This is a genomic window from Phormidesmis priestleyi ULC007 (assembly GCF_003003695.1).
Taxonomy (GTDB): Bacteria; Cyanobacteriota; Cyanobacteriia; order Leptolyngbyales; family Leptolyngbyaceae; genus Phormidesmis_A; species Phormidesmis_A priestleyi_A.
In genome coordinates this window covers 234,851-258,380 of record NZ_PVWG01000004.1, presented here as the reverse complement: position 1 = coordinate 258,380, position 23,530 = coordinate 234,851, and the positions used below count along the sequence as shown (strand labels likewise).

The following is a 23,530-nucleotide window of genomic DNA, read 5'->3' as shown; positions in this document are numbered from 1 at the left end:
ATATTGCTTTTAACCTGATTCTGCTAAAACGCTTAACTTTCCTTTATGTAGCTTACTCTTTCCACACCCACCTACTTAAACACTAACTAGCCCTGATTAGACGGTTGAGGATACCCGCACTGCTTGCAATAAGGTAAATTTTTGTAAGTCGATTCATGACAGTTTGGACACTCGGCATATTGAAAATAACCGCAGTGTGGACAGTGAGAATCATGGTGGCGAATTTTTCTCGCGCATTGCAGGCATTCTGATTTTTGAACTCTATTTGCTGCTTGAATCTTAGGATTAAATGCGAACTTTTGAAAAAATTTGATGATCCCAAAACCGACGAGTGGAATCAGCAGAATATAGACGTAATTGATCAGGAACAGCAGCCCACCAAACAAGGTGCTGATAATGCTGACAAAAAATTCAAACAGTGCCCCAACTTGCAGGAATTCAAAAACTTTGAAAATCAGGGGAATAAAGAAGATCACCAGCAAGTGCCAGCTAATCAGCGAGATCAGTCCATAGCCTTTGCGTTGAGCAAATTTATAGACTGATAAGGCAACGAAAATCAGCGGCAACAGAAAGAGAGCCTGAAAAGCAAGCTGAATACTGGGATACCAAAAAGAGGCTTGCTTATAGCCTTTTTCGACTTTTTCAAAGCTGTTTTTGTCGTTCAGAAATGCGATAAAACTAGCACTTTCTGGCTTGGCAATCAGTTGATTTTTAAGATCAGAAATCTCTGTTTTCAGCGTAGAAATCGTGCGATTGTTTTGATCTAGCTCTTGCTTTGCTTTTTCAGCACCGACTGCGTTAATCGATTGCTCACGACCCTGACCTGCAATTTTTTCTAACAGCGTTGAGTCATATTGTTCGCGAATTTTGCGATTAGATTGCTCGATCGTGCTAACTCTATTTTGCTTCTGGTCAATGAGTCCTACGATCTTTTGATTTTCGGGGGTTTTAATCTTGTCTTTATAGTCTGCAAACTTCAGGCAAGTTTCAGAAACTTCGCCTAGATGTCCTGTTGCAGCTTGCTGATAGGTTTGCCGAAAACTAGGTGATCCAGGGTATGAAGACGTAAACGTGTTACGAATTGTCTCGTAGTTTTTATTTTGATTGGTTTGAGTTTGATGAGTTTGCCAATCTGAATAACAGGGATAAGCTTGTGATGGCGAAATGTGCCATCCACTAATGTCATTGAGTCCTGAAAAGACATTAAATAAGATAAAAAGATCAATCAAAATAAGCACAATTAAGCTCACTTTGTTGAGCGGCTCATTATTAAGGGTGCTTGCTCGATTAAAAAACCGATTGACAATACGACGAATTCTAGAAAACATGGCGGGTTATAAAAGGGCGAAGAGAAAGAAGCAATGATGCTCAGATTAAAGGACTTGTCACTTCTTAATAGGCCGTCAGTTCGACGAGTTTTTTCGCTGCGTTGTCAGCGGCTTCTGTCCCCTAAATCCCCCATTCTGGGGGACTTTGAACCGGAAATTTTGGCTTGAAGTCCCCCAAACTTGGGGGATTTAGGGGGCACGACAAACTGTAACGAAGCCGTCGAATTCACGTTAATAGGACTTACGCAAACCTCCGAGGTTTTAACCAAGAATCAAGCATCGTGACCGACAGAGTGGCTTAAACCTCCGAGGTTTTGGTGAATGCGTAAGTCCTGCTTAATTAATTAAGATGTAAGAACTAGTAACAAAGTACATCCTAAACCCAGACAGTTAAGACTTCTGATTTAGCTTTATTTAAGCAACTCTCAACCGATTTAAGAAAACCCCTGTGCCCATTTCTGCATTGTCTCTAGCCCAGACGGCGACGTGAGATTATAGTGAAGCGGGGTAATCGTAATGTAGTGGTCTCGATTTGCCTGCACATCAGTCGGAACCCGATCTGGCACATGCGGATCTTCCACGTCTTCAAGCAGTTCTCCTGCCAGCCAATAATAGGTTTTGCCTCTAGGATCAGCCCGCTTTTCAAACACATCGATATAGCGACGAACGCCTTGACGAGTGACGATCGCGCCCTTAATTTCAGAGGGTGCGATCGCCGGGACATTCACATTCAGCAACGTCAACTCTGGCAAAGGCTTCTCTTTTAACTGTTGAACTAAAGAACAGGCAAAGTCAGCCGCTGGTTGAAACTCGTCAGATTTAGAACTCGTCAAACTAAACGCAACACTGGGAAATCCTTCGATCACGCCTTCCATCGCGGCTGAAACAGTGCCCGAATAAAGCACATCGGTGCCCAGATTTGCGCCATGATTAATGCCAGACAGCACAAAATCAGGTGGGCTATCCAATAACGCCCAGAGTGCCAGCTTTACACAGTCTGACGGTGTGCCCGAACAGGCCCAGGCTTTGATGGACGGGTGGAAAATCGACTCTATAATGTCGGCTCGAATCGGTTGATGAAGGGTGAGTCCGTGCCCGGTGGCAGAGCGCTCACGATCGGGGCAGACCACCGTCACATCGTGCCCCGCTTTTGCCAGGGTGTTTGCCAAAGTCCGAATGCCCAAGGCATAAACACCATCGTCGTTGCTGATCAGGAGTTTCATCGAATCAACTAAACTAGTAAAACAAATCGACTTTACGCGCTATTGCGTCCAGCACCTCTATCCATTCTTAGTATGACTGCTCAGACAATCGAACTTGAATCCCAATTAGATGCAATCCGGCAAGAAGCCCAAGCCGCGATCGCGGACACCGAGACGCTTGACCAACTAGAGCAACTGCGCGTCAAATATCTCGGCAAGAAAGGGCCGATTCCGCAAGTGCTGGGCGGCATGGGCAAACTTGACCCAGCCGATCGTCCGCGCATTGGGGCCCGTGCCAATGAGGTCAAAGAAGCCATTCAGGGAGATCTCGATCGTAAGCGCACTGCCTTGCAATCTGCCCAGATTCAAGCGCGATTAGAGTCAGAAGCGATCGACGTAACCATGCCCGGAGTCTTCCGTCCTCAAGGTCGAGTGCATCCGCTCAATGGCACGATCGATCAGGTGCTCGATATCTTCGTCGGTATGGGTTACACCGTCGCCGAAGGCCCTGAAATGGAGACTGATTACTATAACTTTGAGGCGTTGAATTTCTTGCCTGATCACCCAGCGCGAGATATGCAAGACACGCTTTATCTACCCGATGGCAATCTGCTGAGAACCCATACCTCAACCGTGCAGATTCGCTATATGGAGAACAACGATCCGCCGATTCGGATTGCGGTGCCAGGGCGGGTTTATCGTCGCGACACAGTGGATGCAACCCACTCAGCAGTGTTTAATCAGATCGAAATTTTGGCGATCGATGAGGGTCTGACTTTCACTGATCTTAAAGGCACAATCAAAGTGTTTTTGCAAGAAATGTTTGGCGATTTGCCGATTCGCTTTCGTCCGAGTTTCTTCCCATTCACCGAGCCATCTGCGGAGGTTGATGTGAAGTGGAAAGGTCGCTGGCTAGAGATTTTAGGCTGCGGCATGGTTGATCCTAACGTGCTAAAAGCCGTTGGCTATGACCCAGAAATCTATACCGGATTTGCGGCAGGGTTTGGAGTGGAGCGATTGGCGATGGTGATGCACCAAATCGACGACATTCGGCGGCTTTATAGCAGCGATTTGCGGTTCTTAAACCAGTTTTAGTCTCATTTAGAGGGCACAGCAGCGCTATGCCCTCCAGGGCATTTTAAGGAGATGTGGTTGGACTGCTCGTTGGATAGGCTGTGGCTGGAGAGGTTGGGGTCACCGTCGGGCGAACAGTGGGAGAGATCGTAGTAGTCGGAGCAGTTGGAGTGACTAGTGGGCTGGTAGTAGTTCCGTCTGTACCTGTAGTGCCTGTTCCTCCCGTCCCTGTGTTACCCGTTCCACAAGCGCTTAATAAGAGCATTAGTCCGATCGTGCCAATCGAAAATTTAAGCAGCTTCTTCATAACTCCTCCAGTGAATCTCTGTTAAAAACTTAAGCAATCTCTTTGTGAATGCAGGTAATCCTCGCAAACAAAAAAGCTGGTTTTATCTTGAATGACTACAACAGGCTTAACCTCTACCGATAGTTGTAGCTCTTCGGACATGTAATTTGAATTTTAAGTTTGACTTTAGCCTTGTGTTTTCAGGGTTGAAGTTAGTAGTTATTTGGGGTGTCTCGCTTGTTTCTATCGTATTTATTCTGACATCAACTGTAGTTCGGGTGTATTATATAAGGACTTTGATTTACTCGCTTCATGCTCGATTTCACAGGGAAAACAATCTTAGGAATTGATCCAGCGATCGCCACGATCGGATATGGGGCGATTCGAGATAGTGTGGTGCTTGATTATGGAGTCATCAAAACGTCAAAAGATAGGCCAATTTTTGAGCGGCTGAAGCAGATTCACGACGATATTTGTGAACTTTGTCAGTCGCTTAAACCAGACGTGGCAGCGCTAGAAATGCCATTTTTTACGCGAGAAAACACAAACGCGGGAAAGGTGCTGCGGGCGTTAGGAGTGATTGAGTTAGCGCTTGGAGAATGTGGATTAGGGTCGCCAATTTTTTTGCACCAATCGCAAGTTAAATCAGCCGTATCAAAATATGGAGCCGATAAATCAGAGATTCAGCGAGCCGTGATGATGATTTTTAGTCTGTCAGAGATTCCCAAACCCGATGACGCGGCGGATGGATTAGCGATCGCCTACGCCGCTCAGATCGGAATGAGCGCCAATGTGAAATAACGCGATGTGCGACTTTCCTAAAACCGCCCAAAAGCAGCCCTCACCCTAGCCCTCTCCCACAGGAGAGGGAACCAGAGATCGTTTGAAAGCCCCTCTCCTGCGGGAGAGGGGTTTGGGGTGAGGGTTCTTAGTCGCACATCGCGTGAAATAGCCCTGCCTACCAAGGCAATCGGCTGCCATCCCAAGAAAAGAATTCACCGCTATCGGCTTGTTTTAGCTGATCGAGAACAGTTAACAACTGCTGCACGGTGCGATCGACCGAAAACAACTTCTCAGGGGCAACATTGCGCTGAAACGGACGAGATAACTGAGTATCAGTCGTGCCAGGATGGAGCGTGACTACGATCGTGCTGGGGCAAGTGCGCCGATATTCGATCGCGACAGTTCGCATAAACATATTCAACGCGGCTTTAGAAGCGCGATAACCATACCAGCCGCCTAACTCGTTATCGCCAATGCTGCCAACCTTAGCGGAAATCGTTGCAAAAATGGCCCGGTTTCGATGTTTCAACAAAGGCTGCACATGCTTGGCTAACATCGCTGCCCCGACACTATTGACTTTAAAGTAGTGCAGTAGCTGATCGGCATTGAGGTGCCGTAAACTCTTTTCGGGCTGCATCGTCTCATCGTGCAGCAGACCGACACAATTGATCACTGCATCCAGCGTTGTCGTCTCAGTTTGAATCTTTTGAATCACGGATGCAATTTGCAATTCTTCAGTGATGTCCATTTGCAGGCAGTGTAACCGACGATCGGCAACGCCAACCAATTCTGAAGATGGTGTGCGATAAGTGGCGTAGACGTGATCGACCCGATCTCCCTTGAGAAACTGCCGCACAAACTCTAAGCCAATTCCCTGACCCGCTCCGACAATTAGCGCAGCTTTGGGATCGCTCATTTTAGCACTGAGATAGAAAGCGTCCTGACTATATCACTCAACTTTACGAAAAGAGTACTCTAAAACTCGATTCATAAGAAAAGCTAAACTCCGATGTCATCCTCTACCATTGGGAGGTAGCGTTGATCATCAAGAAGTGTGGGTGATCTGCGACTAAAAAACTCTTGCTTTGGTAAACGGCAATCAGAATGAAACCACGATCGATTTTTCTAGCATTTTTACTTGGGCTGCTTCTGGTGATGGTGCCTCTGGGCTTCCGCCAATGGTTGCCGGATCAAATAAGCGCTCAAACTCCCCCAGCAGAGGCACCTAAAAAGACTCCAGCAGAGGAAGAAGACAGTGAACCAGAAAAGCCTCAGTTCAAACCCTTTGACGAAGTGGTGCATGGAGCGACTCGATCGCCGGGGCTGTTTGCTCTCTACCAAAACAAAAAGACAGGAAAGCTGTTTGCCGAAATTCAGCCCGACCAGTTAGAGCGCAATTATCTCGCCGCCATGACGCTCGAATCGGGTCTGGGAGAGCGAGGAATTTATAGTGGATTGCCGCTCGGCGACTTTCTCTTCACCTTTTGCCGCGTCAATAATGGCATTCAGTTTGTAATTCCTAACACGTTTTTCCGAGCCCAAGCTGGGACTCCGATGGCGCGATCGGTCGATCGCTCCTTCAGTGACTCGGTGCTAGAAGTCTTGCCCATTCGCAGCATTCACCCTCAGCGAAAAAGCATTCTGGTCGATCTGACCCCTCTATTATTGAGTGACCTACCTGGACTGACCCCCGTATTAGCCAGCTATCTCAAAAGCAGCTATACGATCGATGCCAGCAAATCTTATCTGAGCCAAGCAAAAGCCTTTCCGCTTAACGTTGAGATTGAGTCGATTTTTGGTTTTTCGGGTGGCGAAGGCGAGGGTGCGATGCCCAGCTACATTGCCGCACTGCCCGACAGCCGATCGTTTAATTTGCGCGTTCGCTATAGTTTCTCTAAACTGCCCGAAAATAATGGTTATCATCCCCGGTTAGCCGACGATCGTATCGGCTACTTCATCAGCGCTTTTAAGGATTTAGACGACGATACACCGCGACAAGCATTTGTTCGCTACATCAATCGCTGGAATCTAGAGAAAAAAGACCCCACCGCCGCGATCTCTGCACCCAAAAAGCCGATCGTGTTTTGGCTCGAAAATACCATTCCTGTCGAACATCGTGATGCCGTGAGAGAAGGCGTTTTGCTCTGGAATCGGGCCTTTGAAAAGATTGGGTTTAAAGACGCGATCGAAGTGCGGCAAATGCCCGACAAGGCGGATTGGGACCCCGCAGACGTGCGCTACAACACGATTCGCTGGTTTAACTCAACGGATGCAATTTTTGCGATGGGGCCGTCGCGGGTTAACCCACTCACGGGCGAGATTTTAGATGCAGACGTGATGGTGTCAGCAGACTTTGTGCGATCGCTCAAACAAGACTATCGCAGCCTCGTTGAGCAAAATCAGATGTCAACCGCGCCCTTTGCCGCCCATCTGACCGGAAACTCTAACCTCTGCAACTATGGCATGGCGGCGCGATCGCTCAAGCGCCACTCAGCAAAAACTCAGCAACCTGCCGTGCCAAAACTGAGGTTTGGTTCTCACTTAGGAAACTATCAAGACCTTTGCTATGGGCTAGACGCAGCCAAACAATTTGCAGTCGGCAATATGGCGTTATCGATGTTTCAAAACGTCTTGCCGAGCAGTCCTGAAATGAAAAACTATGTGCATGAATTTGTGCGCGAATTAATCGCCCATGAAATCGGACACACCTTGGGACTGCGACATAATTTTCACGGCAGCGCAATGCTAAAGCCAGAAGAATTAAACAACACCGCGATTACTCAAAAGAACGGACTTGTTGCCTCCGTGATGGACTACAATCCGGTCAATTTGGCTCCGCAAGGCACCAAGCAAGGTGACTTCTTCACCTCAGTGATCGGGCCTTATGACGAATGGGCGATCGAGTATGGCTACACGCCGATTGACGCGATCGTGCCCCAAGCCGAAACGCGCATTCTCGACAAAATCGCGCAACGGGCACCAGAGCCAGCCCTCGCCTATGCCACCGATGAAGATGTCTCCTCTTTTCTTGACCCCAAGGTGAATGTATTTGATTTAAGCGGCGATTTGCTCACCTACACGCAATGGCAAATGGACAATGCGCGCGAAATGTGGAAGAAAGTCGATCGCCGCTATCCCAGTCAAGGTGAAAGCTTTAATGAGGTTCGCGTTGCTTTTGATGCGGTGTTTGATTACTACTTTCAATACTCACTGTTCTTAACCGATTATATTGGCGGACAATTCTTTAATCGCTATCGCTATGGTGACGCAAAAGGACGTTTGCCATTTGAGTCAGTGCCTTTAGCCCAACAGCGTCAAGCATTAGCCGTGCTGCAAAAAAATGTTTTTAACGAAGAAACCTTCCGATTTTCACCAGAGTTTCTCAACAAACTCGCGCCTTCTCGCTGGAGTCATTGGGGCACCGAGCCATCGAGCAATTTAGACTATCCCATTCACGACAATATTTTGTTTTTGCAATCGATGGTTTTGGCTGACTTGCTGAGTTACGATCGCCTCGCCCGTCTCAGAGATGCCGAACTCAAAACCGAGCCGGGACAAGCCATGATGATTCCCGAATTGTTTGACACGCTGCAAACTAGCATCTGGGGCGATGTGATGCAACCAGCAGGCGATCGCATTAAATTATCGGGTCTGCGTCGCGCTCTGCAACGTGAATATATGAACACGCTGATTGCAATGGTGCTGCGGCAAAGCGATGCCCCTGAAGATGCTCGCACGATCGCCCGTTATGAACTCAAGCAGCTTCACGGCAGGCTCGATCGCGCTATGCGAAAAGTCGATGATAAAGATCTCTACACCAAGGCGCATTTAGAAGAGGCGCACGATCGCATCGGCAAGGCACTAGAAGCAAGACTGCAATCGCAATAAAACCTAAGCGAAAGTAAAAGGCTCTCCCCTCTAGAGCATGGCGACAGCATCTAAAACTTAACTTTGGCAATTGGGTCTGATGATCTAACGTTGCCCATAGCCTCTTGGTGGTCGTCTGCATGAGCAAAATTATGTGACGCTTTTGTAGTCCAGAAACAGCGTGATCGTCCCTCAAGTAGCATGCAGCACATAGAAGCTAACTCCTCCTACTTGAGGGAAAGTGCTCACACTCTAGTTTTTCACTTAGCAATGTTTTTTAACTGAGAAATTAAACTGAGCCAAAATGGTGCACCCAAAGAAATAGCCATACTACTTACTAACCAACCTAGAATCACACTTACAGAAGAGTTTGGAGAAGTAGAAAAACAATGTTGTAAGTCCGGCAGCGTAACAGACTTTTGATTAGATAGCAAAGGACAATTAAACTGACGACTGACAGTTCTAGGTTGCCAAGCTATAGGAAAAGCCATTTCTATCTGTTTTCCATTTTGTGTCTGAGTTGATGTTGTAGACAACCAGTTGACAATACTAAAAGTATCGATGTTCAAAACTAAAACGATCGAAATCCCAGTTAGGAATGAAATTATTGAAGTTTTGTTTTCAAAAAGCAACTCTTCACGTTTCAAAATACGACTGAACCAAGTACCGACTTGTTCACGAAATTCATTCAAACCATCTAGTTCTCCTTGAAAACTGATTTGACTCTTCTCTATTTTTTGCTCGGCTCTTCGTATAATAATACTTATGCTGTCTATTAAAGAACGGGGAAGCCTTCCTATTATCTTTTCAAATTCTCGATAGGATTGGTATTTACAAAGATTATTCTCTCTTCGTCCGTCAAACATTGTAAAGCTATATCATATAAAATGTGTCTCTGCTCATAAGAAAGATCTGATTGTTTAAAGTTAGTATCGTCAATATAGTTATGCTCTACTAGTTGTTCCTCAAAGTAGCGATCCAATTTTGAGTTGATTTGAGAAAGAGTCCCTTGAAGTGAATCAAAATACTTTTGAACTTCTTTGTAAATATCGCTCTTTTGATCTAAAAGTTTAGCAATCTCAAATGGCTTAGGCGATAACCTGCCTAAAAGAAAAGCTCTCCCATTTTCCTGACCTAAGATGTTTCGTTTCAGTAAAGTAACTCTGTGAATGAATTTTCTTGTTAATTCATCTTTAATTAATTCATCTTCAGAGTAGGATAAAATTAAACTATCAAAGCTTTCTGAAATTTGATCGACTGCTAAAGATAGATCGATGTTTCCCTCTAATAAATAAAGATTAAGAATGATTGAGCAATCTTGCTTAAAGACATCAAAGTATTCATGCTTTAATAAATTGAGTTTTATCTTTGAAGCTAAATCTTCTATAGCTTTATTCATTCTATTAATTAAGCTTTCTAATCTTATTCGCGTTAATTCATGAGTTAAAAAATCTAGTCCGACTGTTTGTATAAAAGCGATCGAAAAAAGATCCGAAGACAGAGACTGAGGTAACTTAGCACGATCTCTACTGTAATTACGATATTTTCTGCCTGCCAGTAAGAAAGTAATTCGCTCAGGCATAGAACGAACTACTTTAATAGTCTCCTGGTAGTCTCTCTTAGGAGAATAGATAAGAGGATGAGCGCAAATTCCACTTAGAAGGTGTTCAACCTGCGCTTCCTCCAGAGAGTTAGATATGCTTCTTTTAATTACACTTGTTAAATGTTTGCTTCTATCTAAATTCCGAATGATCAGATCCTTGATTTGAGTCACTATCAAGCTAAGACCTATGTATACCACTAATAGTCCAATCAGAGTTTGTATGACAGATGGGATGCTCATTCTCTTCCTAAATTACTCTAATTAATATATTGTTCATTTGTGCTGAACAATCACGATTTCGATCACAATCCTGGTCAGCAACGCAGTGGGATGGCTGAACCGAAGCTAAACAATCACCGCCATTTTTGTTTGGTGCATACAACGATTACTAGAGAGAAAGTTCCCGCATATCACCCCACATCAGGTGGATAGGTTGGATCTTTCCGTATATATAATACGCTCGTGTGAATGGATATACGGAAAGATTTCGTATATTTTTAGATTGAGTCCGGTTGGCAGAGAGCGCCCCAGCATTGCCTGTTTTCTGATTACTGCGCTCGATTTTCGATGCGATCGCTCCCCCTCCAGAGATAATCACTTTGCTACCCAGCCAATAGGGTTGATACTAGTGAAGAAATGCTTGTTCTTACTTCATTATTGGGGTTATGAGTCAGCCTCTTAATTCAGAAGCCACCTATTTTTTTCGGCAGGGGCAGCAGTTGAGCAAAGCCAAAGCTTATGCAGCCGCGATCGCTCAGTTTGATAAAGCGCTAGAAAACCAGCCCGATTGGTATGCCGGGTGGTATGAGCGTGGCAAAGCCCTTTACGATTTGGGAGATTATCAAGCGGCGATCGTCAGCTTTAAAGAAGTCATTCTGCTCAGATCTGACTATGCCCCTGCCTGGAACAATCAAGGCATGGCACTGGCAAAGCTAGACCGCCATAACGAAGCGGTTGCTAGTTACGATCGCGCCATTGAGCTAGATCCCAGAAACTATAAAGCCTGGTATAACCGGGGCAACGCGATGATGAAGCTCAACTCTAGTCAAGAAGCCCTTCACAGCTATGAAGAGACGCTCAAACTCAAGCCCGATTATGCACGAGCTTGGTATAACCGGGGCATTGTCTTAACCTATCTGCGGCAGTATGATACTGCGATCGTCAGTTATGACAAAGCGCTAGAGGTGCGTCCTCACTTTTCTGATGCTCACTACAATCAAGGGAATCTCTTCAGCCGATTGGGACACTTTCAAGATGCGCTCAACAGCTACGATCGGGTCTTGCAGATTAAATCAAATGTGCCTGGTGTGTGGGTTAGTCAAGCCCACGTGTTGCATAAGTTAGGTTTTCATGAACAAGCGCTGCAAAGCTATGATACTGCCTTGCAGTTAAATCCGGCTGCTCACGAAGCTTGGTATAACCGGGGCAACACGCTAGAGGCTCTTTGGCGATATGAAGACGCGATCGAGAGTTATCATCGCGCCCTGCAATTAAAGCCCGATTTCCCGGAGGCTCTCTATAATCAGGGATGCGCCCTTCAGAGGCTAGGAGATTCTGCTCAGGCGGTCGAATATTACGATCGTGCCGTGGCTTGCAAACCCGATTTTTATGAGGCTTGGAGTGGTCGCGGCATGGCCTTGCGTAAATTGGGGCGCTATGAAGACGCGATCGAGAGCTTCGATCGGGCGTTAGCCATCAATCCCAATTGTGACGAATGCTGGTATCGCAGGGGTCGAGCGCTCGATCATATTGGGCAGAGTCAGGCAGCCGTGGCGAGTTATGACAAAGCGTTGAGTCTAAACCCCTTCGATAAAGCCTGGTATAGTCGGGGGGTGGCGCTAAGTCGATTAGAGCAGCACGAGGCGGCGATCGTCAGCTATGACAATGCTCTAGCGCTGACTCCTGATTTTCCTAACGCTCAAAGCGGTCGGAACCTTTCGCTTAAGTATTTGAAGCAGAGTCAGTTGTCAGATTCTATTTGAGTTGAATCAGTTTTTAGTGACGATCGCTAGCGCTTAAACTCGAATCTTTAGACCTCCTGCGTGAATAGGATTTCAGATATAAACTGCTCTCAGGTCTCGCTCCGTTTAGGTCGGCTTTTGCCCCCTAAATCCCCCAGAATGGGGGATTTAGGGGGCGTTCCCGGATTTGTGCAGGAGGTCTTTTGTTGTGATTGGTGTTGAAGTTTTTGAACGCTACGATCGTATTGTAAAAACAACTATGCGAAACGTGCGATCGTTTTGTCTGGGTGTAAAGTCTCTCTGGGATGACTAGGATTTGCCCAATGAGCAAATTGGGGCAGTGGCAGCAAAGTTTGTGAAAGCCAACGAGTTTCCACCTCGCCCCGAATAGAATCGATGTCCACAACTATTTTAGGCAGGAGTAGAAAAAAGAGGCTGGTGCCAGGTAACAGATCGCTAGGAGGTCGATATGTCGTAGAAACTGAAGGTATAAATATTTCGGCTACCGACATAAAGCGGGACAGATTGAACGAAGCTTTAAGCTTTGAGCGATCTACTGTCCCAGCTTAAATTGGTAGCCATATTTCTTATTTGAGAACTTAACTCCTTGCCTGTTACAGTTACGGACATTCAAGTCGAATGCAGAAACAGTTTACAAATCATTGCACGAGAGAAGAAAACGCCACACCACACCCAATGCCCCGCCACACCAGGTACAACGCCAAATCTAGGTAATTCTCCTTCAGGGGAAATAGTTGGTGAAAACTTGAGTTGGGTGTACTCCATGTACGCCGTTGTGGCTAAGTTTTGCCACCCTACCTTAACGCAAAAGCGATCCCAATTTTCGCCCGCTGTCATGGGGCTACCGCATTCTTGCCAAATCTTCTTTTGCACCGAGAAGCCAAAGTGCCCGTTGCTGGCTTCGATCCAGAGGCGATCGATGGTCAGCAAATCTTCACAAGGAAAGTTTTCTAAATCTTCCCGACTAAGCCCCTGTCCATATTCCTTTCCAGCTGCTTTAATCATGACTCGATAGGTTTCTCGATCTGCCTCTCGCCATTCTCCGGCTTTCAGCAGAGCTTCTAGCTTTGCATAGGTTGAGACGAGCACGACTGTCGTTAAGCGCTCTAGTTCCTCAGCTATATCTGCGTCAATCTGCTTGGTCGTCTCGTGCAGACAGGCGGCAGCGAGATCGGTTAAGCCACGATCGACCATCGATCGAATCAAGCCACTCGGATTTTTCAACAACCCTACATACATCAAAATCATCGGTTTCCATTCTGGTATCGCTAGGCGATCGATGATTTCCTGTTCTCGTTTGTGATCAAACAGTTCCTTTGCTGCCAGATACTCCTGAAAACTCCAATGGGCAAACTCATATTCTTGCTCGTCTCGCTCGACTAACAACTCACTCACCCGCACCACTTCATCCAAAAATGGAAGTGCTTTGACTGATTCATTCTCAGTTTCCAGATAGGTTGTGAGTCGCATTAACAATGCATCTCGCTCAATGGTTTTTTCGCGATTGTTGAGCAGCATTTCTAGCGCTAGTTTTTGCAAGATTGTTTGGGCATCGGTTTCTGTAAGCAAGGTTTCTAGCTCTTTAGCACCAGGACGATCGCACAGTTGCAGCTTACAAATCGCCTGATACAAATCTACTTTGCGCTTAGGCAACTGCACATTGGGACTCAAGCGATGAAACGTCGCAATCATATTCAGCAATAGCGGAATCTTCGCCAAATCCTCAATCTCTGGACGTGCCCGAATCTGCGCCAACAGTCCTGCTGCCTTTTCTGCCGCTCGTCGCGTCACATCTGAGGTAGTTCGTCCATTATTTGCGTAGACCTCCTGATAGCCATACCAGCGATCAATAAAGGCTTTCTGCTGCAATTTTGTAAATGGCTCGATCCAAATGGTCATCCGCAGATCCAACCGCGATGCTGGAGATTGCTCAGTGTAGGCTTTAGGGCGAGACGTGAGAATGACGATCGCCTTGGGATAGAGCGCCAGTTCTCGCTTGAGCCATTTTGTCACGACTGGACGGATTGACTCCGACACCTCATCTAAACCATCCAGCAGCAGCACCATTTCTCCCGACTTCAGCTTCTCTTTAGCCCAGTCTGCCGCCAAGTGCAAATCCAACGACAAACGCGGAATGTGCTTTTGCATAATCACATCGGGCAATGTCATCTCCGGTTTCTCAGCTACCCATTTGCCATAAGTCTTGAGCGACAAAAACACAGGCACTTTTGCCCCTACTTTGTAGCGTTTGTGTTGCTTGCTGCTGTAAATGTAAGCAATGTGTCGTAGCAGCGTCGTCTTGCCATAGCCACCCCACGCCAAAACCGCCATTCGCCGATAAGCAGACTGACTCTCTGCCGCCTTGAGCAATTGCCAAATCTGTGACTCGTCTGCCTCTGGCGATCGCATTGCTGCCAGCCCTACGTCGTCATCTCCTGCATGATCATTCGCGATCGTTCTCCAGCCCGGAATCAGCGCGTTGTAAGAAATCGACAACGGTACGAAAATCTCCTCTAGCAATGGTGAGAAAACCTGATTGATGCCATCACAAACCGACGTTTGGCAATCTTCCTTTTGCAACTCCAAGTAGCGATCGTCTAGGCGCGTTACCTTATCGACTATCCCCTTAACGGCACTTTCGGCAAAGTCTGCGGTGCCTTCTCCAGCTTTTTCTGCCCCTTTTTTAGCGCGGCGAGCAATCGGATCGACAAAGGCATAAACCAGACCTGCACCAGAACCCAGCGCCCCAGCCATCGCAATTTTGGGTAACTCACTGCTCATGAACAGCGCGATCAGAGTCGCAAATCCTCCGCCCCCGATCGCCTTGAACATCATTTCCGCGATCTGTTGGTTCCAAACAGGTGAAGCCGAGTCACTCGACTTCGCTTCGGGCAACTTCTGGGGTTCGTCAGGCATGGTGACTCTCAGCGTGGAGAAACTATCTGTTTCCAATTCTATACTGGGCAAATTCTCACTGAGGAAAAACCCAACATTCTGACGATCGCAACCACAAAGAAGTGTAGATTAAGTGTGCGATCGCCCTCAAAATCGATCACCTAAAAATCAATGATAATAGACCCATCCACTTCACTCTGAGAAAATCCATCTGAGTCATGAGTAAAAACGAGGTTCTCGAAGCCCTTCAATACCTCACTCCAGAGGAAACACTAGAAGTGATCGAGGTTGCTTCTCATCTTCTGCGTCAGAACATCGCTCTACCGAAAAACCTCAGTCTCGTTCAAGCGGCTGAACGGATGCGTTCCTTCTACCAAATCGGAAGCGAACTCACGCAATGGACTGACGAAGATCCCGAAGAATTCCAAGACTATCAGAACTACGCGTAGAGGTCACGATCGCTAAGTCGGCGATCGGCTAGAGAGCGTATTCTATAATAATCAGCCACGATACAAAAGGAGGAGGTTGCGATGCCATCAGTAAAGGGCACTTATCGAAATGGGGTCATTCATCTCGAACAACCTGTTCCAGCCCAGGAGGGACAGGAGGTTGTGATCATCTTTGAGGAAATACAGCCTGATAATTCTAATTCAGCAAGCGATGAATCCTGGAGTGCTTTTATGGAGTTTATCGATCAAAATGCGATCGAGACAGGCATTTCCGATTTAGCTCATCAGCACGATCACTATATTCACGGCACCCCTAAGCGAGAGCCTTATCCTTGAGCAAAGTTTTTGTAGATACTGCTGCTTGGATTGCCCTGTTTAAGTAAGACTGATGGGATGCATCAGCAAGCCAAGCAAATCATGGCTCAGTTGAAGCAGCAGAACCAATATTTGTTAACAACGGAGTTCGTATGGCTAGAAGTTGCGGATGCTTTTTGTGAGCCTCCACTACGACGATTGATGGTTGAATATTTCAATCGAATTCGTACTCTTGAAAGGCTAGAAATCGTTCCTGTTAGTTCGGCACTATTGAATGAAGGCTGGGCGCTCTACAGCAAACGCTCAGATAAGGGTTGGGGGTTAACTGATTATATTAGCTTTGTCGTGATGTCTCGCGAGGGAATCACTCGATCGTTCACCTCCGATTGTCACTTTGAACAAGCCGGATTCACCAAACTGCTCTAGCGTTTCTTGCCGAATTTTGATTTTAGATCGTCTAGCGTTGGCGATTTTGATTCAGAAGGGGTTTGTTTGGGTTGAATATTCTGTTTGGGAATCGACTTAGATTCCGGTTTGCGAATCGGTTGAGTTTCTGGTTTACGAATTGGTTGACTATCCGATTGATCACCTGACTTCATCGACAAACTAATTCGCTTCAATTCCTGATTCACTTCCAATACTCGAACTTTTACGACCTGCCCGACTTTGACGATTTGTTGAGGGTCGCTGACGAAGCGATCGGCAAGTTGTGACACATGCACTAAGCCATCTTGATGTACCCCAACATCGACAAACGCGCCAAAGTTTGCGACGTTGGTAATCACTCCTTCTAATTCCATTCCCACTTTTAGGTCAGACATCTCTTTCACGCCTTCCTTAAATGTGGCGTATTTGAACTCAGCGCGAGGGTCACGTCCGGGCTTCTCCAATTCTGCGATGATGTCGCGGAGGGTGGGTTCTCCGATCGTGTCGGTCACATACTTTTTGAGATTGGCTTTAAGGTGATCTGCGATCTGGCTCGTTTGCGTCAACGGCACTGAGAAGTCTTTGGCGATCGCGTTCACCACGCCATAACTTTCAGGATGAACGGCAGTGTTATCTAAAGGATTGTTGCCGCCGCGAATTCGCAAAAATCCGGCAGCTTGCTCAAAGGTTTTAGGGCCTAGTTTGGCAACTTTGAGTAAGGCTTTACGATCTCGAAATACTCCATTTTGATTGCGATAAGCGACAATGTTATTGGCAATGGCAGGCGAAATGCCAGACACAAACGTCAGCAATTCTTTAGAAGCCATGTTGAGATCGACTCCGACATAGTTAACGCAACTCTCAACTGTCTCATCTAGCTTCTTTTTGAGCAGTTTTTGATCAACATCGTGCTGATATTGTCCGACTCCGATCGACTTCGGATCGATTTTGACTAATTCTGCTAGCGGGTCTTGTAATCGCCGACCAATACTAATCGCGCCTCGGACGGTGATATCTAAATCGGGAAACTCTGATATCGCCACATCGCTCGCGGAATAAATCGAGGCTCCTGACTCATTCACCATGACTTTGATTGGCTTTTGATCTAGCGTTGCCAATACTTCAGTTACAAATTCGTCCGTCTCTCGTCCGGCAGTGCCGTTTCCGATCGCGATTAATTCAATCTTGTGTTTTTCAAGGAGTTGCTTTAGCGTTGCAATCGCCTGAACTCGCTGTTGTTGCCCCGTGTGTGGAAAAATCGCCTGGTATTGCAAAAACTGTCCCGTTTGATCGAGAACCGCCACTTTGCATCCTGTCCGAAACCCTGGATCAAGTGCCAGCGTTGGCTTCATTCCGGCAGGCGCAGAGAGCAACAACTCTCGCATATTCGACTCGAATGTTTTGATCGATTCGATATCCGCTTCGGTCTTTTTCTCAGCCCGAACTTCTGTAATCAGCGACGTTTTCATCAATCGATTAAACGCATCTTTAAGCATCGATCGATAAAACTCTCGCACAGGTTTTGCCTTGCTGCGAATTTCTGCTTCTAAATAGCTTAGAACGGCATCTTCGTCAAAATCTAGACCAAAATTCAGAACACCTTCTGTCTCACCTCGATAGAGTGCGAGTAGATTGTGAGGTGCGATCGCGCTAACTTTCGCCTGAAATTTGCGATACATTTCATACTTCGTCGAGCCTTCAGCGTGGTCGGCTTTGATGCTCGATCGAAACATGCCCGTCTCTAATAAAAACTCTCGCAGATAAGCCCGTAGTTCTGCTTTTTCCGAGACTTCCTCTGCAAGAATATCTGCCGCACCTTTCAGCGCATCTTCAACTGTTTTAACGCCTTTTTCTTCAGATAAAAACTTCGTCGCCTCGTCTTCTAAGGAGGTTGTAGGAGTATTAGGTTGATTCAACGATTTAATCAAATCTGCTAACTCACCCAAACCTTTTTCTTTAGCGATCGTCGCTCGTGTTCGTCGCTTGGGGCGAAACGGCAAATAGAGATCTTCTAACTCGTTTTTCTGCAAACAAGATTCAATCTTAACTCGGAGAGCGTCAGTAAGTTTATCTTGAGACAAAATCGACTCTAGAATGCTTTTTTTACGCTCTTCTAACTCAGTTAAGTAGGTGAAGCGATCGGACAACTCTCGCAACTGCACCTCATCCATTTCCCCAGTTCGCTCTTTGCGATATCGCGCAATAAACGGAACTGTCGCTCCCTCTGCAAACAATTCCAGCGCGCTTTTAACTTGAGCAGGATGCAGAGACAATTCTTCTGCCAGAAGTTGAGAGATGTTTAACATGGGCAAAGGTGAAGTGCAGTCGATCGAGTGAACAAATTAATAGAGAGCCGGGACAGGTTGAGAGCCAGACGGCTGCGTTGTGTTGGGCGTTGAGGGTTGAGTCGGAGGCTGAGTGGTCGAAGGCACAACCGGAGTCGGAATCCCTGAAGGAGCCGTGGGAATGGGAATTTCGTTGCCGAGCGGAATAAAGGTAGGCAGCAGATCACGAGGACGATCGTTCGTATCTAGACAGGACGCGATCGCTTGTTTACCCCCAACCTTAGTCTGACTATTTAAACCCACCACACAATCTGAAAATGTTCGGGGCAGCAGGCTGCGACGACAGCTATCTAACACATCAACGATCGCCGTGTCTGACACGCCTCGACGAATGCTCACGACACAGCTTGCTGCCTCGACGGGTCGTCGCACTTGACGGCATACTGACAGCGCATCGGCTCCCGAAACCTTTTGATCGGCGATGCGATTAACGCAGGTGCCCAAGTCGTCAGGTCTGAGGGCCTGTCCGCAAGCACTAGCAGCGTCTGCTGCGGAAACTTGAGCACGAGTCAAATCAGCCGCACAGGATTCATAAGGGTTGCGCGATCCTCCAAAAAGAGCTTGTGCAGGAGCCATTGGTAGCGCGATCGCGATTAAACTTGCAGTCACAATCTGCGCCACGGGAAGGCGCAGCCCTTTAAGACTGACCAAATTTTGAATTTTCATCATAGTCACACCAGCTAGAGAAGATATAAAAGCGCCAAGTCGATCGTAGAGCACTCAGAGAAAATTGTGGCACGGAACTGGCAAGAAGCCCAAAAAAGCCTCCAATCCTCATTGAGGATTGGAGGCTTAAAGCAGGGTCAGAATACTTTAGTAAGCGCGACGACTAAACTGGTAATACAAGAAAAGCGCAATGATCGCACCAATAACAGCGACAATGATCCCAGGAATGCTTAACGATGCAGTCGTAATCGCTAATGTTCCTGTGTTGATCAACATGAACACTGTGCCGCCGATAAAAGCACCGACAATGCCTAAGACCATGGTGCCTAAAATGCTGCCACCTTGATGACCAGGGTAAATCGCCTTCGCGATCGCACCTGCAATAATTCCCAACACAATCCAAGCAAGAATATTCATTGACTTAACTCCTTTATGGTTTCAATCGAACAATGGTTGAGCAAACAAAACAGTCGTTATTGACCAGAACCCGTTCCCGTAGGATTGGTTGTTGAACCAGGACTAGGGCTGCTACCGCTATTCGCCGGGCTATTTGTTGACGAATTTGGTTGAACAGAATTAGCTGGGCTAGTCGGCTGAGGACTAGATTGAGCGGGGGCAGCTTGTTGAGCAGGGGCAGACTGCTGGGGCTGAGGAATCGTGATATTGACTCTAGGGGCTTGAGCAGGTGCTTGGGGCACGGGCACCACACGATCGCGCTCAATGATTCGTTCTCGCACTTGAGGAGAGGGGCTAACGCTGGGCGAAGGAGCCGCACTGGGCACCACAATCGTGCTGTTGACAGGGACGGGGGTTTGGTTGCTCTGATTGAGCAGATAGAGACCGCCGCCGACGATCGCCGCCGTGCCAGCGAGAATGAGTCCTATAAGCAAACCCCGACCCGCATTGTCATTATCACGGATTTGCTGATTGGCTTCGTAGCGATTTTGCTCAACCGCACGCCCTTGAGTGTAGCCCTCCTGATACTCAACGGGAGTAGGTTCCACAACAGGAGGGATGTCTGGGTTAGGAACGTTGTTGGGGTTGTTTTCGCGATCGTTTAGATTAGCCATATTAAAAATGAAGGGTTATAGAGCGAGTATTTGAAAGCCTTCGTTAAACTGCTTCCTCGAAGATATGGCGACTGATTGATGCCCCCAGAATTACCAAGCTTTGTCGGTGTTCTTGAATACAAATTACTCCCTAGAAAGGAGCCAATCACTGTACCTAGAGAAATAACACTTCCTCTAGCTAAAGGATGATTCCCGCAAAAATAAAAACGTCAAAATCGAAACCACCCCGTCCAGCATCAGGGCGATCAAGCGCACCCACGCGCTAGGATCGCTGCCGAATCAGCAGCCCTTTCAACAATCGGGGTTACTTTTCAGTCCGTCAAAGGTTTAACTGCCTTCCATTGAGTTACCGGGATCAGAGGCTTCCAGCCCAAGAACGCTCCGATCGCTTCTGCCCGCTGAATGCCAACGCGAATCAAATCACCCCCATATAAACGGTGATAGTGCAAAACGATCTGTTCACTCTCGATCGTTACTGCATTGACCACCAATCGACCACCCGGACATAGCGCACTCCAGCAAAGGTCAAGGAGACGATCGGCAGTCACGCCTCCGCCGATAAAAATGGCATCGGGTTGCGGTAAAGCTTGAAGGGCTGCGGGGGCTTCTCCGGCAACAATTTTAAGATGGGGAACGCCCAGATCTGAGGCGTTATCTGCGATGTATTGCAAACGTGTTGGATGGCGCTCAATGGCGATCGCACGACAGCGAGGATGGCTCCGTAACCACTCAATGGCGATCGAGCCACAGCCCGCGCCGACATCCCAAAGCAATTCTCCGGGCAAAGGCGCGAGAGTGGATAAGGTAATCGATCGCACTTCGCGCTTAGTCAGTTGCCCATCGTGGTGATAAGCGTCATCAGGTAAGCCAACGGTGCGAGAAAGTGGAACCGTACCTGGATCGGAGCGGCACACGATCGCTAACGTGTTTAAATCTGACAAGTCTTGAATGCCCCAAGTGTTAGCAGTCCCGTCAATATGGCGTTCCTGAGTGCCTCCCAGGTGTTCTAGGACGGTGATTTTGCTACGACCAAACCCGCGTTGGTTCAGCAGTTCTGCAACGTGATTAGGAGTAGTTTTGTTCGCACTGAGGATTAATAATCGGGCATTAGGAGCGAGGGCAGTGGCGATCGTAGAAACCGAACGATTGGTGAGGCTAAACGTTTCAATCTCCGCCAGTGACCATCCCAAGCGGGCACAGGCAAGACTAAACGCAGAAGGCGCAGGGATAATCATCATCTCTGAGATGGGAATGCGACGAGTCAGCGTTACGCCCACTCCATGACACATCGGGTCGCCACTGGCCAAAACACAAACGGTCTGTCCCCGACGACGCAGGATTTCATCAATGGTTGCTTCTAGCGGAGAACTCCAGGCAAGTTTTTCTCGCCAATCGTCTTTGGGCAGCATCGCGAGGTGACGATCGCCGCCAATGATCACTTCAGCCCGATCGAGTAGAGAACGAGCGATCTGGCTCAGTCCCGCGATTCCGTCTTCACCGATGCCAATCACTGAGAGCCACATCTGCATTTCTAAACTCGTCCTACTGTGATTGAACGATCGTACAAGGTTTCAGGCTTCTATTAAGAAAGGTGAGTCTTCAAAAAATCGGGTCAGTGGTGTATGGTAGTGTGCTTAGATCTAGAGTTGGGAAAGTTCGGTGTGATTCCGACGCTGTGCCGCAACTGTAAAAGTCAGAATGCCGATTCTAGAAAGGTCACTTCAAGACCAAATTACCCTGGATTCCCTGCGTCGCACGGGGAGGAGACTGATCCATTGCTGTCTGAGTTGCCGACTTGTCCGGGTTTGTTTTATGGTTCGTCTGCCCAAGATGGAATGCTGGCTCGAATGCGGATTCCGGGCGGAATTCTCACCGATCGACAGTGTGACGCGATCGCCGATCTCGCGGATCAGTCTGGGGCAGGCTATGTGCAGGTGACGAATCGGGCCAATGTGCAGATTCGGGAGATTCACACGCCGATCACGCCTGATGTTTTTCATCGGTTGCAAACATTAGAGTTAGCGGCACAAACCATCAGCCTTGACCCGATTCGGAATATTATGGCGAGTCCAACGGCTGGCATTGATTCGCAGATGTTAATCGATACTCGCCCGTTGGTGAAAGCGTTAGATGATTATCTTCAAACTCATCCTAAGTTGGCGGCTTTGTCACCCAAATTTAGCGTTTGCTTTGACGGAGGAGAATGGGTTTCGGTGCGCGATCGCCGTAATGATATTGGGTTAGTCGCTCACAGATTGCCGTCTTCAGAGATTGGTTTTCGGGTGTGTTTGAATGTAGAGGCACACAATTCTGGAGATGTTGGTGTTTTCGTTTCAGAAAATCAATGCTTGGCATTCATCGCTGCGTTAACTCAGGTATATCTTGACTACACTCAAGGCTATTATTCTGGCAAAGGTCGTAAACCTCGATTTCGTCATCTCCTAGCAAGTTGGGATGTCGAAAGTTGTTTAGAACGAGTGGAACATTTGTTAGGATTTTCGCTGCGGCGAGAAGCAAGTTTGCTGCGATCGTCACCTCAGTCTTACAATCATCTTGGCATTCATCCCCAACGTCAAACAGGCTTGTCGTACTTAGGAATCGCTGTGCCGTTAGGTCGTCTAGAATCTTGGCAGTTGAGAAATTTAGCCAAGTTAACACGCCAGAACAGTGGCACGTTGCGTCTTACTCCTTGGCAAACGATTTTGTTTCCTGATGTTGCTGACGATCGCCTGGGTAATTTAGAAGGGGCGATCGCCGATTTAGGATTTCACACATCAGCGACTCATTTTGAGAGTGCATTAGTCGCTTGTTCGGGTCGAAAAGGATGCGCGTCAGGGCTGACTGATACTCAAACTCAGGCGCTGGGATTGGTGGAATTAACAGCCCATTTAGATCAGCCGCTTAATATTCACTTCAGTGGGTGTGAAAAGTCTTGCGCTCAACAAACGCCTAGTGATATTGCGCTGGTTGGAATTGAGATGAAAGCGGGGAATTCGACGATCGAGGGTTATGACGTTTATGTAGGCACTAGAGATTCGTCGTTTGGTCGGCGGATACGATCGGTGAGTGCATTAGAGGTGACATCTTTAATCAAGCAGATGTTACAAATCTATCAACAGCAGCGAATGCTAGACGAATCGTTTAAGATGTTTGTAGATCGACACTCTATGGATCAGTTACAGCAATGGTTCAGCTCAAAAAATAATCAATATCTCACATCGCATTCGATCACAGGTTGA

The 23,530-nt window shown here is 47.3% G+C and carries 20 protein-coding genes and 1 riboswitch; of the genes, 8 read left to right on the top strand and 12 right to left on the bottom strand.

The annotated features are described in order from the left end of the window. Window positions 1–86: 86 nt before the first annotated feature. Both C7B65_RS06325 and surE read right to left on the bottom strand, forming a co-directional pair. Window positions 87–1,328, bottom strand: a complete 1,242-nt coding sequence (locus tag C7B65_RS06325) for a hypothetical protein (protein WP_073074174.1) — start codon at window positions 1,326–1,328, stop codon at window positions 87–89. Window positions 1,329–1,762: 434 nt separating this feature from the next. After that, window positions 1,763–2,551, bottom strand: coding sequence for a 5'/3'-nucleotidase SurE (surE, locus tag C7B65_RS06320; protein ID WP_073074175.1), 789 nt, complete (start codon window positions 2,549–2,551; stop codon window positions 1,763–1,765). A gap of 72 nt (window positions 2,552–2,623) precedes the next feature. Between surE and pheS the strand changes: the two genes are divergently transcribed. Next, window positions 2,624–3,625, top strand: coding sequence for a phenylalanine--tRNA ligase subunit alpha (gene pheS / locus C7B65_RS06315; RefSeq protein ID WP_073074176.1), 1,002 nt, complete (start codon window positions 2,624–2,626; stop codon window positions 3,623–3,625). Between the two features lie 43 nt (window positions 3,626–3,668). Here pheS and C7B65_RS27335 read toward each other — a convergent pair whose 3' ends face one another. Beyond that, a complete protein-coding gene (locus tag C7B65_RS27335; protein ID WP_143162081.1) occupies window positions 3,669–3,911 on the bottom strand; it encodes a hypothetical protein in 243 nt (80 codons plus the stop codon). A 291-nt stretch (window positions 3,912–4,202) separates the two neighbouring features. Here C7B65_RS27335 and C7B65_RS06310 point away from each other — a divergent pair, with 291 nt between their 5' ends. Beyond that, complete coding sequence (locus C7B65_RS06310) at window positions 4,203–4,691, top strand: crossover junction endodeoxyribonuclease RuvC (protein WP_073074177.1); 489 nt, start codon at window positions 4,203–4,205, stop codon at window positions 4,689–4,691. Between the two features lie 157 nt (window positions 4,692–4,848). Here C7B65_RS06310 and C7B65_RS06305 read toward each other — a convergent pair whose 3' ends face one another. Beyond that, window positions 4,849–5,589: an SDR family NAD(P)-dependent oxidoreductase gene (locus tag C7B65_RS06305; protein ID WP_073074178.1), complete on the bottom strand. Its 741-nt coding sequence runs from the start codon at window positions 5,587–5,589 to the stop codon at window positions 4,849–4,851. Between the two features lie 188 nt (window positions 5,590–5,777). Here C7B65_RS06305 and C7B65_RS06300 point away from each other — a divergent pair, with 188 nt between their 5' ends. Next, window positions 5,778–8,561: a zinc-dependent metalloprotease gene (locus C7B65_RS06300; protein ID WP_073074179.1), complete on the top strand. Its 2,784-nt coding sequence runs from the start codon at window positions 5,778–5,780 to the stop codon at window positions 8,559–8,561. Window positions 8,562–8,800: 239 nt separating this feature from the next. On the opposite strand, the gene C7B65_RS06295 is transcribed toward C7B65_RS06300, so the two are convergent. Beyond that, window positions 8,801–9,406, bottom strand: coding sequence for a hypothetical protein (locus C7B65_RS06295; protein WP_143162082.1), 606 nt, complete (start codon window positions 9,404–9,406; stop codon window positions 8,801–8,803). Next, window positions 9,340–10,314, bottom strand: a complete 975-nt coding sequence (locus C7B65_RS06290) for a hypothetical protein (protein WP_143162083.1) — start codon at window positions 10,312–10,314, stop codon at window positions 9,340–9,342. Before C7B65_RS06290 ends, C7B65_RS06295 begins: the two co-directional genes overlap by 67 nt. A gap of 494 nt (window positions 10,315–10,808) precedes the next feature. Here C7B65_RS06290 and C7B65_RS06285 point away from each other — a divergent pair, with 494 nt between their 5' ends. Next, the gene (locus C7B65_RS06285; RefSeq protein WP_073074182.1) at window positions 10,809–12,125 is read left to right on the top strand and encodes a tetratricopeptide repeat protein; all 1,317 of its coding nucleotides are present in this window, start codon (window positions 10,809–10,811) and stop codon (window positions 12,123–12,125) included. 609 nt (window positions 12,126–12,734) lie between these two features. On the opposite strand, the gene C7B65_RS06280 is transcribed toward C7B65_RS06285, so the two are convergent. Beyond that, complete coding sequence (locus C7B65_RS06280) at window positions 12,735–15,041, bottom strand: GUN4 domain-containing protein (RefSeq protein ID WP_073074183.1); 2,307 nt, start codon at window positions 15,039–15,041, stop codon at window positions 12,735–12,737. 197 nt (window positions 15,042–15,238) lie between these two features. Between C7B65_RS06280 and C7B65_RS06275 the strand changes: the two genes are divergently transcribed. The 3 genes from C7B65_RS06275 to C7B65_RS06265 all read left to right on the top strand — a co-directional run bounded on the left by C7B65_RS06275 (window position 15,239) and on the right by C7B65_RS06265 (window position 16,210). Beyond that, window positions 15,239–15,469: a hypothetical protein gene (locus C7B65_RS06275; protein ID WP_073074184.1), complete on the top strand. Its 231-nt coding sequence runs from the start codon at window positions 15,239–15,241 to the stop codon at window positions 15,467–15,469. An 81-nt stretch (window positions 15,470–15,550) separates the two neighbouring features. Further along, window positions 15,551–15,805 carry a hypothetical protein gene (locus C7B65_RS06270; protein WP_073074185.1) on the top strand — a complete coding sequence of 85 codons (255 nt, stop codon included), beginning with the start codon at window positions 15,551–15,553 and terminating at the stop codon, window positions 15,803–15,805. 57 nt (window positions 15,806–15,862) lie between these two features. Beyond that, window positions 15,863–16,210 carry a type II toxin-antitoxin system VapC family toxin gene (locus C7B65_RS06265; RefSeq protein WP_219898390.1) on the top strand — a complete coding sequence of 116 codons (348 nt, stop codon included), beginning with the start codon at window positions 15,863–15,865 and terminating at the stop codon, window positions 16,208–16,210. On the opposite strand, the gene C7B65_RS06260 is transcribed toward C7B65_RS06265, so the two are convergent. The 5 genes from C7B65_RS06260 to cbiE all read right to left on the bottom strand — a co-directional run bounded on the left by C7B65_RS06260 (window position 16,207) and on the right by cbiE (window position 21,820). Next, window positions 16,207–18,516, bottom strand: a complete 2,310-nt coding sequence (locus C7B65_RS06260; RefSeq protein ID WP_073074186.1) for a Tex family protein — start codon at window positions 18,514–18,516, stop codon at window positions 16,207–16,209. The two genes, C7B65_RS06265 and C7B65_RS06260, sit on opposite strands and share 4 nt — an antisense overlap. A gap of 36 nt (window positions 18,517–18,552) precedes the next feature. After that, entirely contained in the window at window positions 18,553–19,224 is a 672-nt protein-coding gene (locus tag C7B65_RS06255; RefSeq protein ID WP_143162084.1) for a hypothetical protein, read from the bottom strand. A 144-nt stretch (window positions 19,225–19,368) separates the two neighbouring features. Next, the gene (locus C7B65_RS06250) at window positions 19,369–19,638 is read right to left on the bottom strand and encodes a GlsB/YeaQ/YmgE family stress response membrane protein (protein ID WP_073074188.1); all 270 of its coding nucleotides are present in this window, start codon (window positions 19,636–19,638) and stop codon (window positions 19,369–19,371) included. Between the two features lie 56 nt (window positions 19,639–19,694). Then, window positions 19,695–20,291 (bottom strand): hypothetical protein, encoded by a 597-nt coding sequence (locus C7B65_RS06245; protein ID WP_073074189.1) that lies wholly within the window; start codon window positions 20,289–20,291, stop codon window positions 19,695–19,697. A gap of 311 nt (window positions 20,292–20,602) precedes the next feature. Further along, window positions 20,603–21,820 carry a precorrin-6y C5,15-methyltransferase (decarboxylating) subunit CbiE gene (gene cbiE, locus C7B65_RS06240; RefSeq protein ID WP_073074190.1) on the bottom strand — a complete coding sequence of 406 codons (1,218 nt, stop codon included), beginning with the start codon at window positions 21,818–21,820 and terminating at the stop codon, window positions 20,603–20,605. A 110-nt stretch (window positions 21,821–21,930) separates the two neighbouring features. Beyond that, a riboswitch (adenosylcobalamin-variant (AdoCbl-variant) riboswitch) is annotated at window positions 21,931–22,003 on the top strand. 63 nt (window positions 22,004–22,066) lie between these two features. Here cbiE and cobG point away from each other — a divergent pair. After that, a complete protein-coding gene (gene cobG, locus C7B65_RS06235; protein WP_073074215.1) occupies window positions 22,067–23,530 on the top strand; it encodes a precorrin-3B synthase in 1,464 nt (487 codons plus the stop codon).

Bases quoted from the DNA above. Each gene is read 5' to 3' on its own strand.
- C7B65_RS06275 (WP_073074184.1), top strand. From the start codon at position 15,239: ATGAGTAAAAACGAGGTTCTCGAAGCCCTTCAATACCTCACTCCAGAG.
- C7B65_RS27335 (WP_143162081.1), bottom strand. From the start codon at position 3,911: ATGAAGAAGCTGCTTAAATTTTCGATTGGCACGATCGGACTAATGCTC.
- C7B65_RS06250 (WP_073074188.1), bottom strand. From the start codon at position 19,638: ATGAATATTCTTGCTTGGATTGTGTTGGGAATTATTGCAGGTGCGATC.
- pheS (WP_073074176.1), top strand. From the start codon at position 2,624: ATGACTGCTCAGACAATCGAACTTGAATCCCAATTAGATGCAATCCGG.
- C7B65_RS06260 (WP_073074186.1), bottom strand. From the start codon at position 18,516: ATGTTAAACATCTCTCAACTTCTGGCAGAAGAATTGTCTCTGCATCCT.
- cbiE (WP_073074190.1), bottom strand. From the start codon at position 21,820: ATGCAGATGTGGCTCTCAGTGATTGGCATCGGTGAAGACGGAATCGCG.
- C7B65_RS06270 (WP_073074185.1), top strand. From the start codon at position 15,551: ATGCCATCAGTAAAGGGCACTTATCGAAATGGGGTCATTCATCTCGAA.
- C7B65_RS06300 (WP_073074179.1), top strand. From the start codon at position 5,778: ATGAAACCACGATCGATTTTTCTAGCATTTTTACTTGGGCTGCTTCTG.
- C7B65_RS06265 (WP_219898390.1), top strand. From the start codon at position 15,863: ATGCATCAGCAAGCCAAGCAAATCATGGCTCAGTTGAAGCAGCAGAAC.
- C7B65_RS06295 (WP_143162082.1), bottom strand. From the start codon at position 9,406: ATGTTTGACGGACGAAGAGAGAATAATCTTTGTAAATACCAATCCTAT.
- C7B65_RS06305 (WP_073074178.1), bottom strand. From the start codon at position 5,589: ATGAGCGATCCCAAAGCTGCGCTAATTGTCGGAGCGGGTCAGGGAATT.
- C7B65_RS06245 (WP_073074189.1), bottom strand. From the start codon at position 20,291: ATGGCTAATCTAAACGATCGCGAAAACAACCCCAACAACGTTCCTAAC.
- C7B65_RS06255 (WP_143162084.1), bottom strand. From the start codon at position 19,224: ATGATGAAAATTCAAAATTTGGTCAGTCTTAAAGGGCTGCGCCTTCCC.
- C7B65_RS06310 (WP_073074177.1), top strand. From the start codon at position 4,203: ATGCTCGATTTCACAGGGAAAACAATCTTAGGAATTGATCCAGCGATC.
- surE (WP_073074175.1), bottom strand. From the start codon at position 2,551: ATGAAACTCCTGATCAGCAACGACGATGGTGTTTATGCCTTGGGCATT.
- C7B65_RS06285 (WP_073074182.1), top strand. From the start codon at position 10,809: ATGAGTCAGCCTCTTAATTCAGAAGCCACCTATTTTTTTCGGCAGGGG.
- C7B65_RS06325 (WP_073074174.1), bottom strand. From the start codon at position 1,328: ATGTTTTCTAGAATTCGTCGTATTGTCAATCGGTTTTTTAATCGAGCA.
- C7B65_RS06280 (WP_073074183.1), bottom strand. From the start codon at position 15,041: ATGCCTGACGAACCCCAGAAGTTGCCCGAAGCGAAGTCGAGTGACTCG.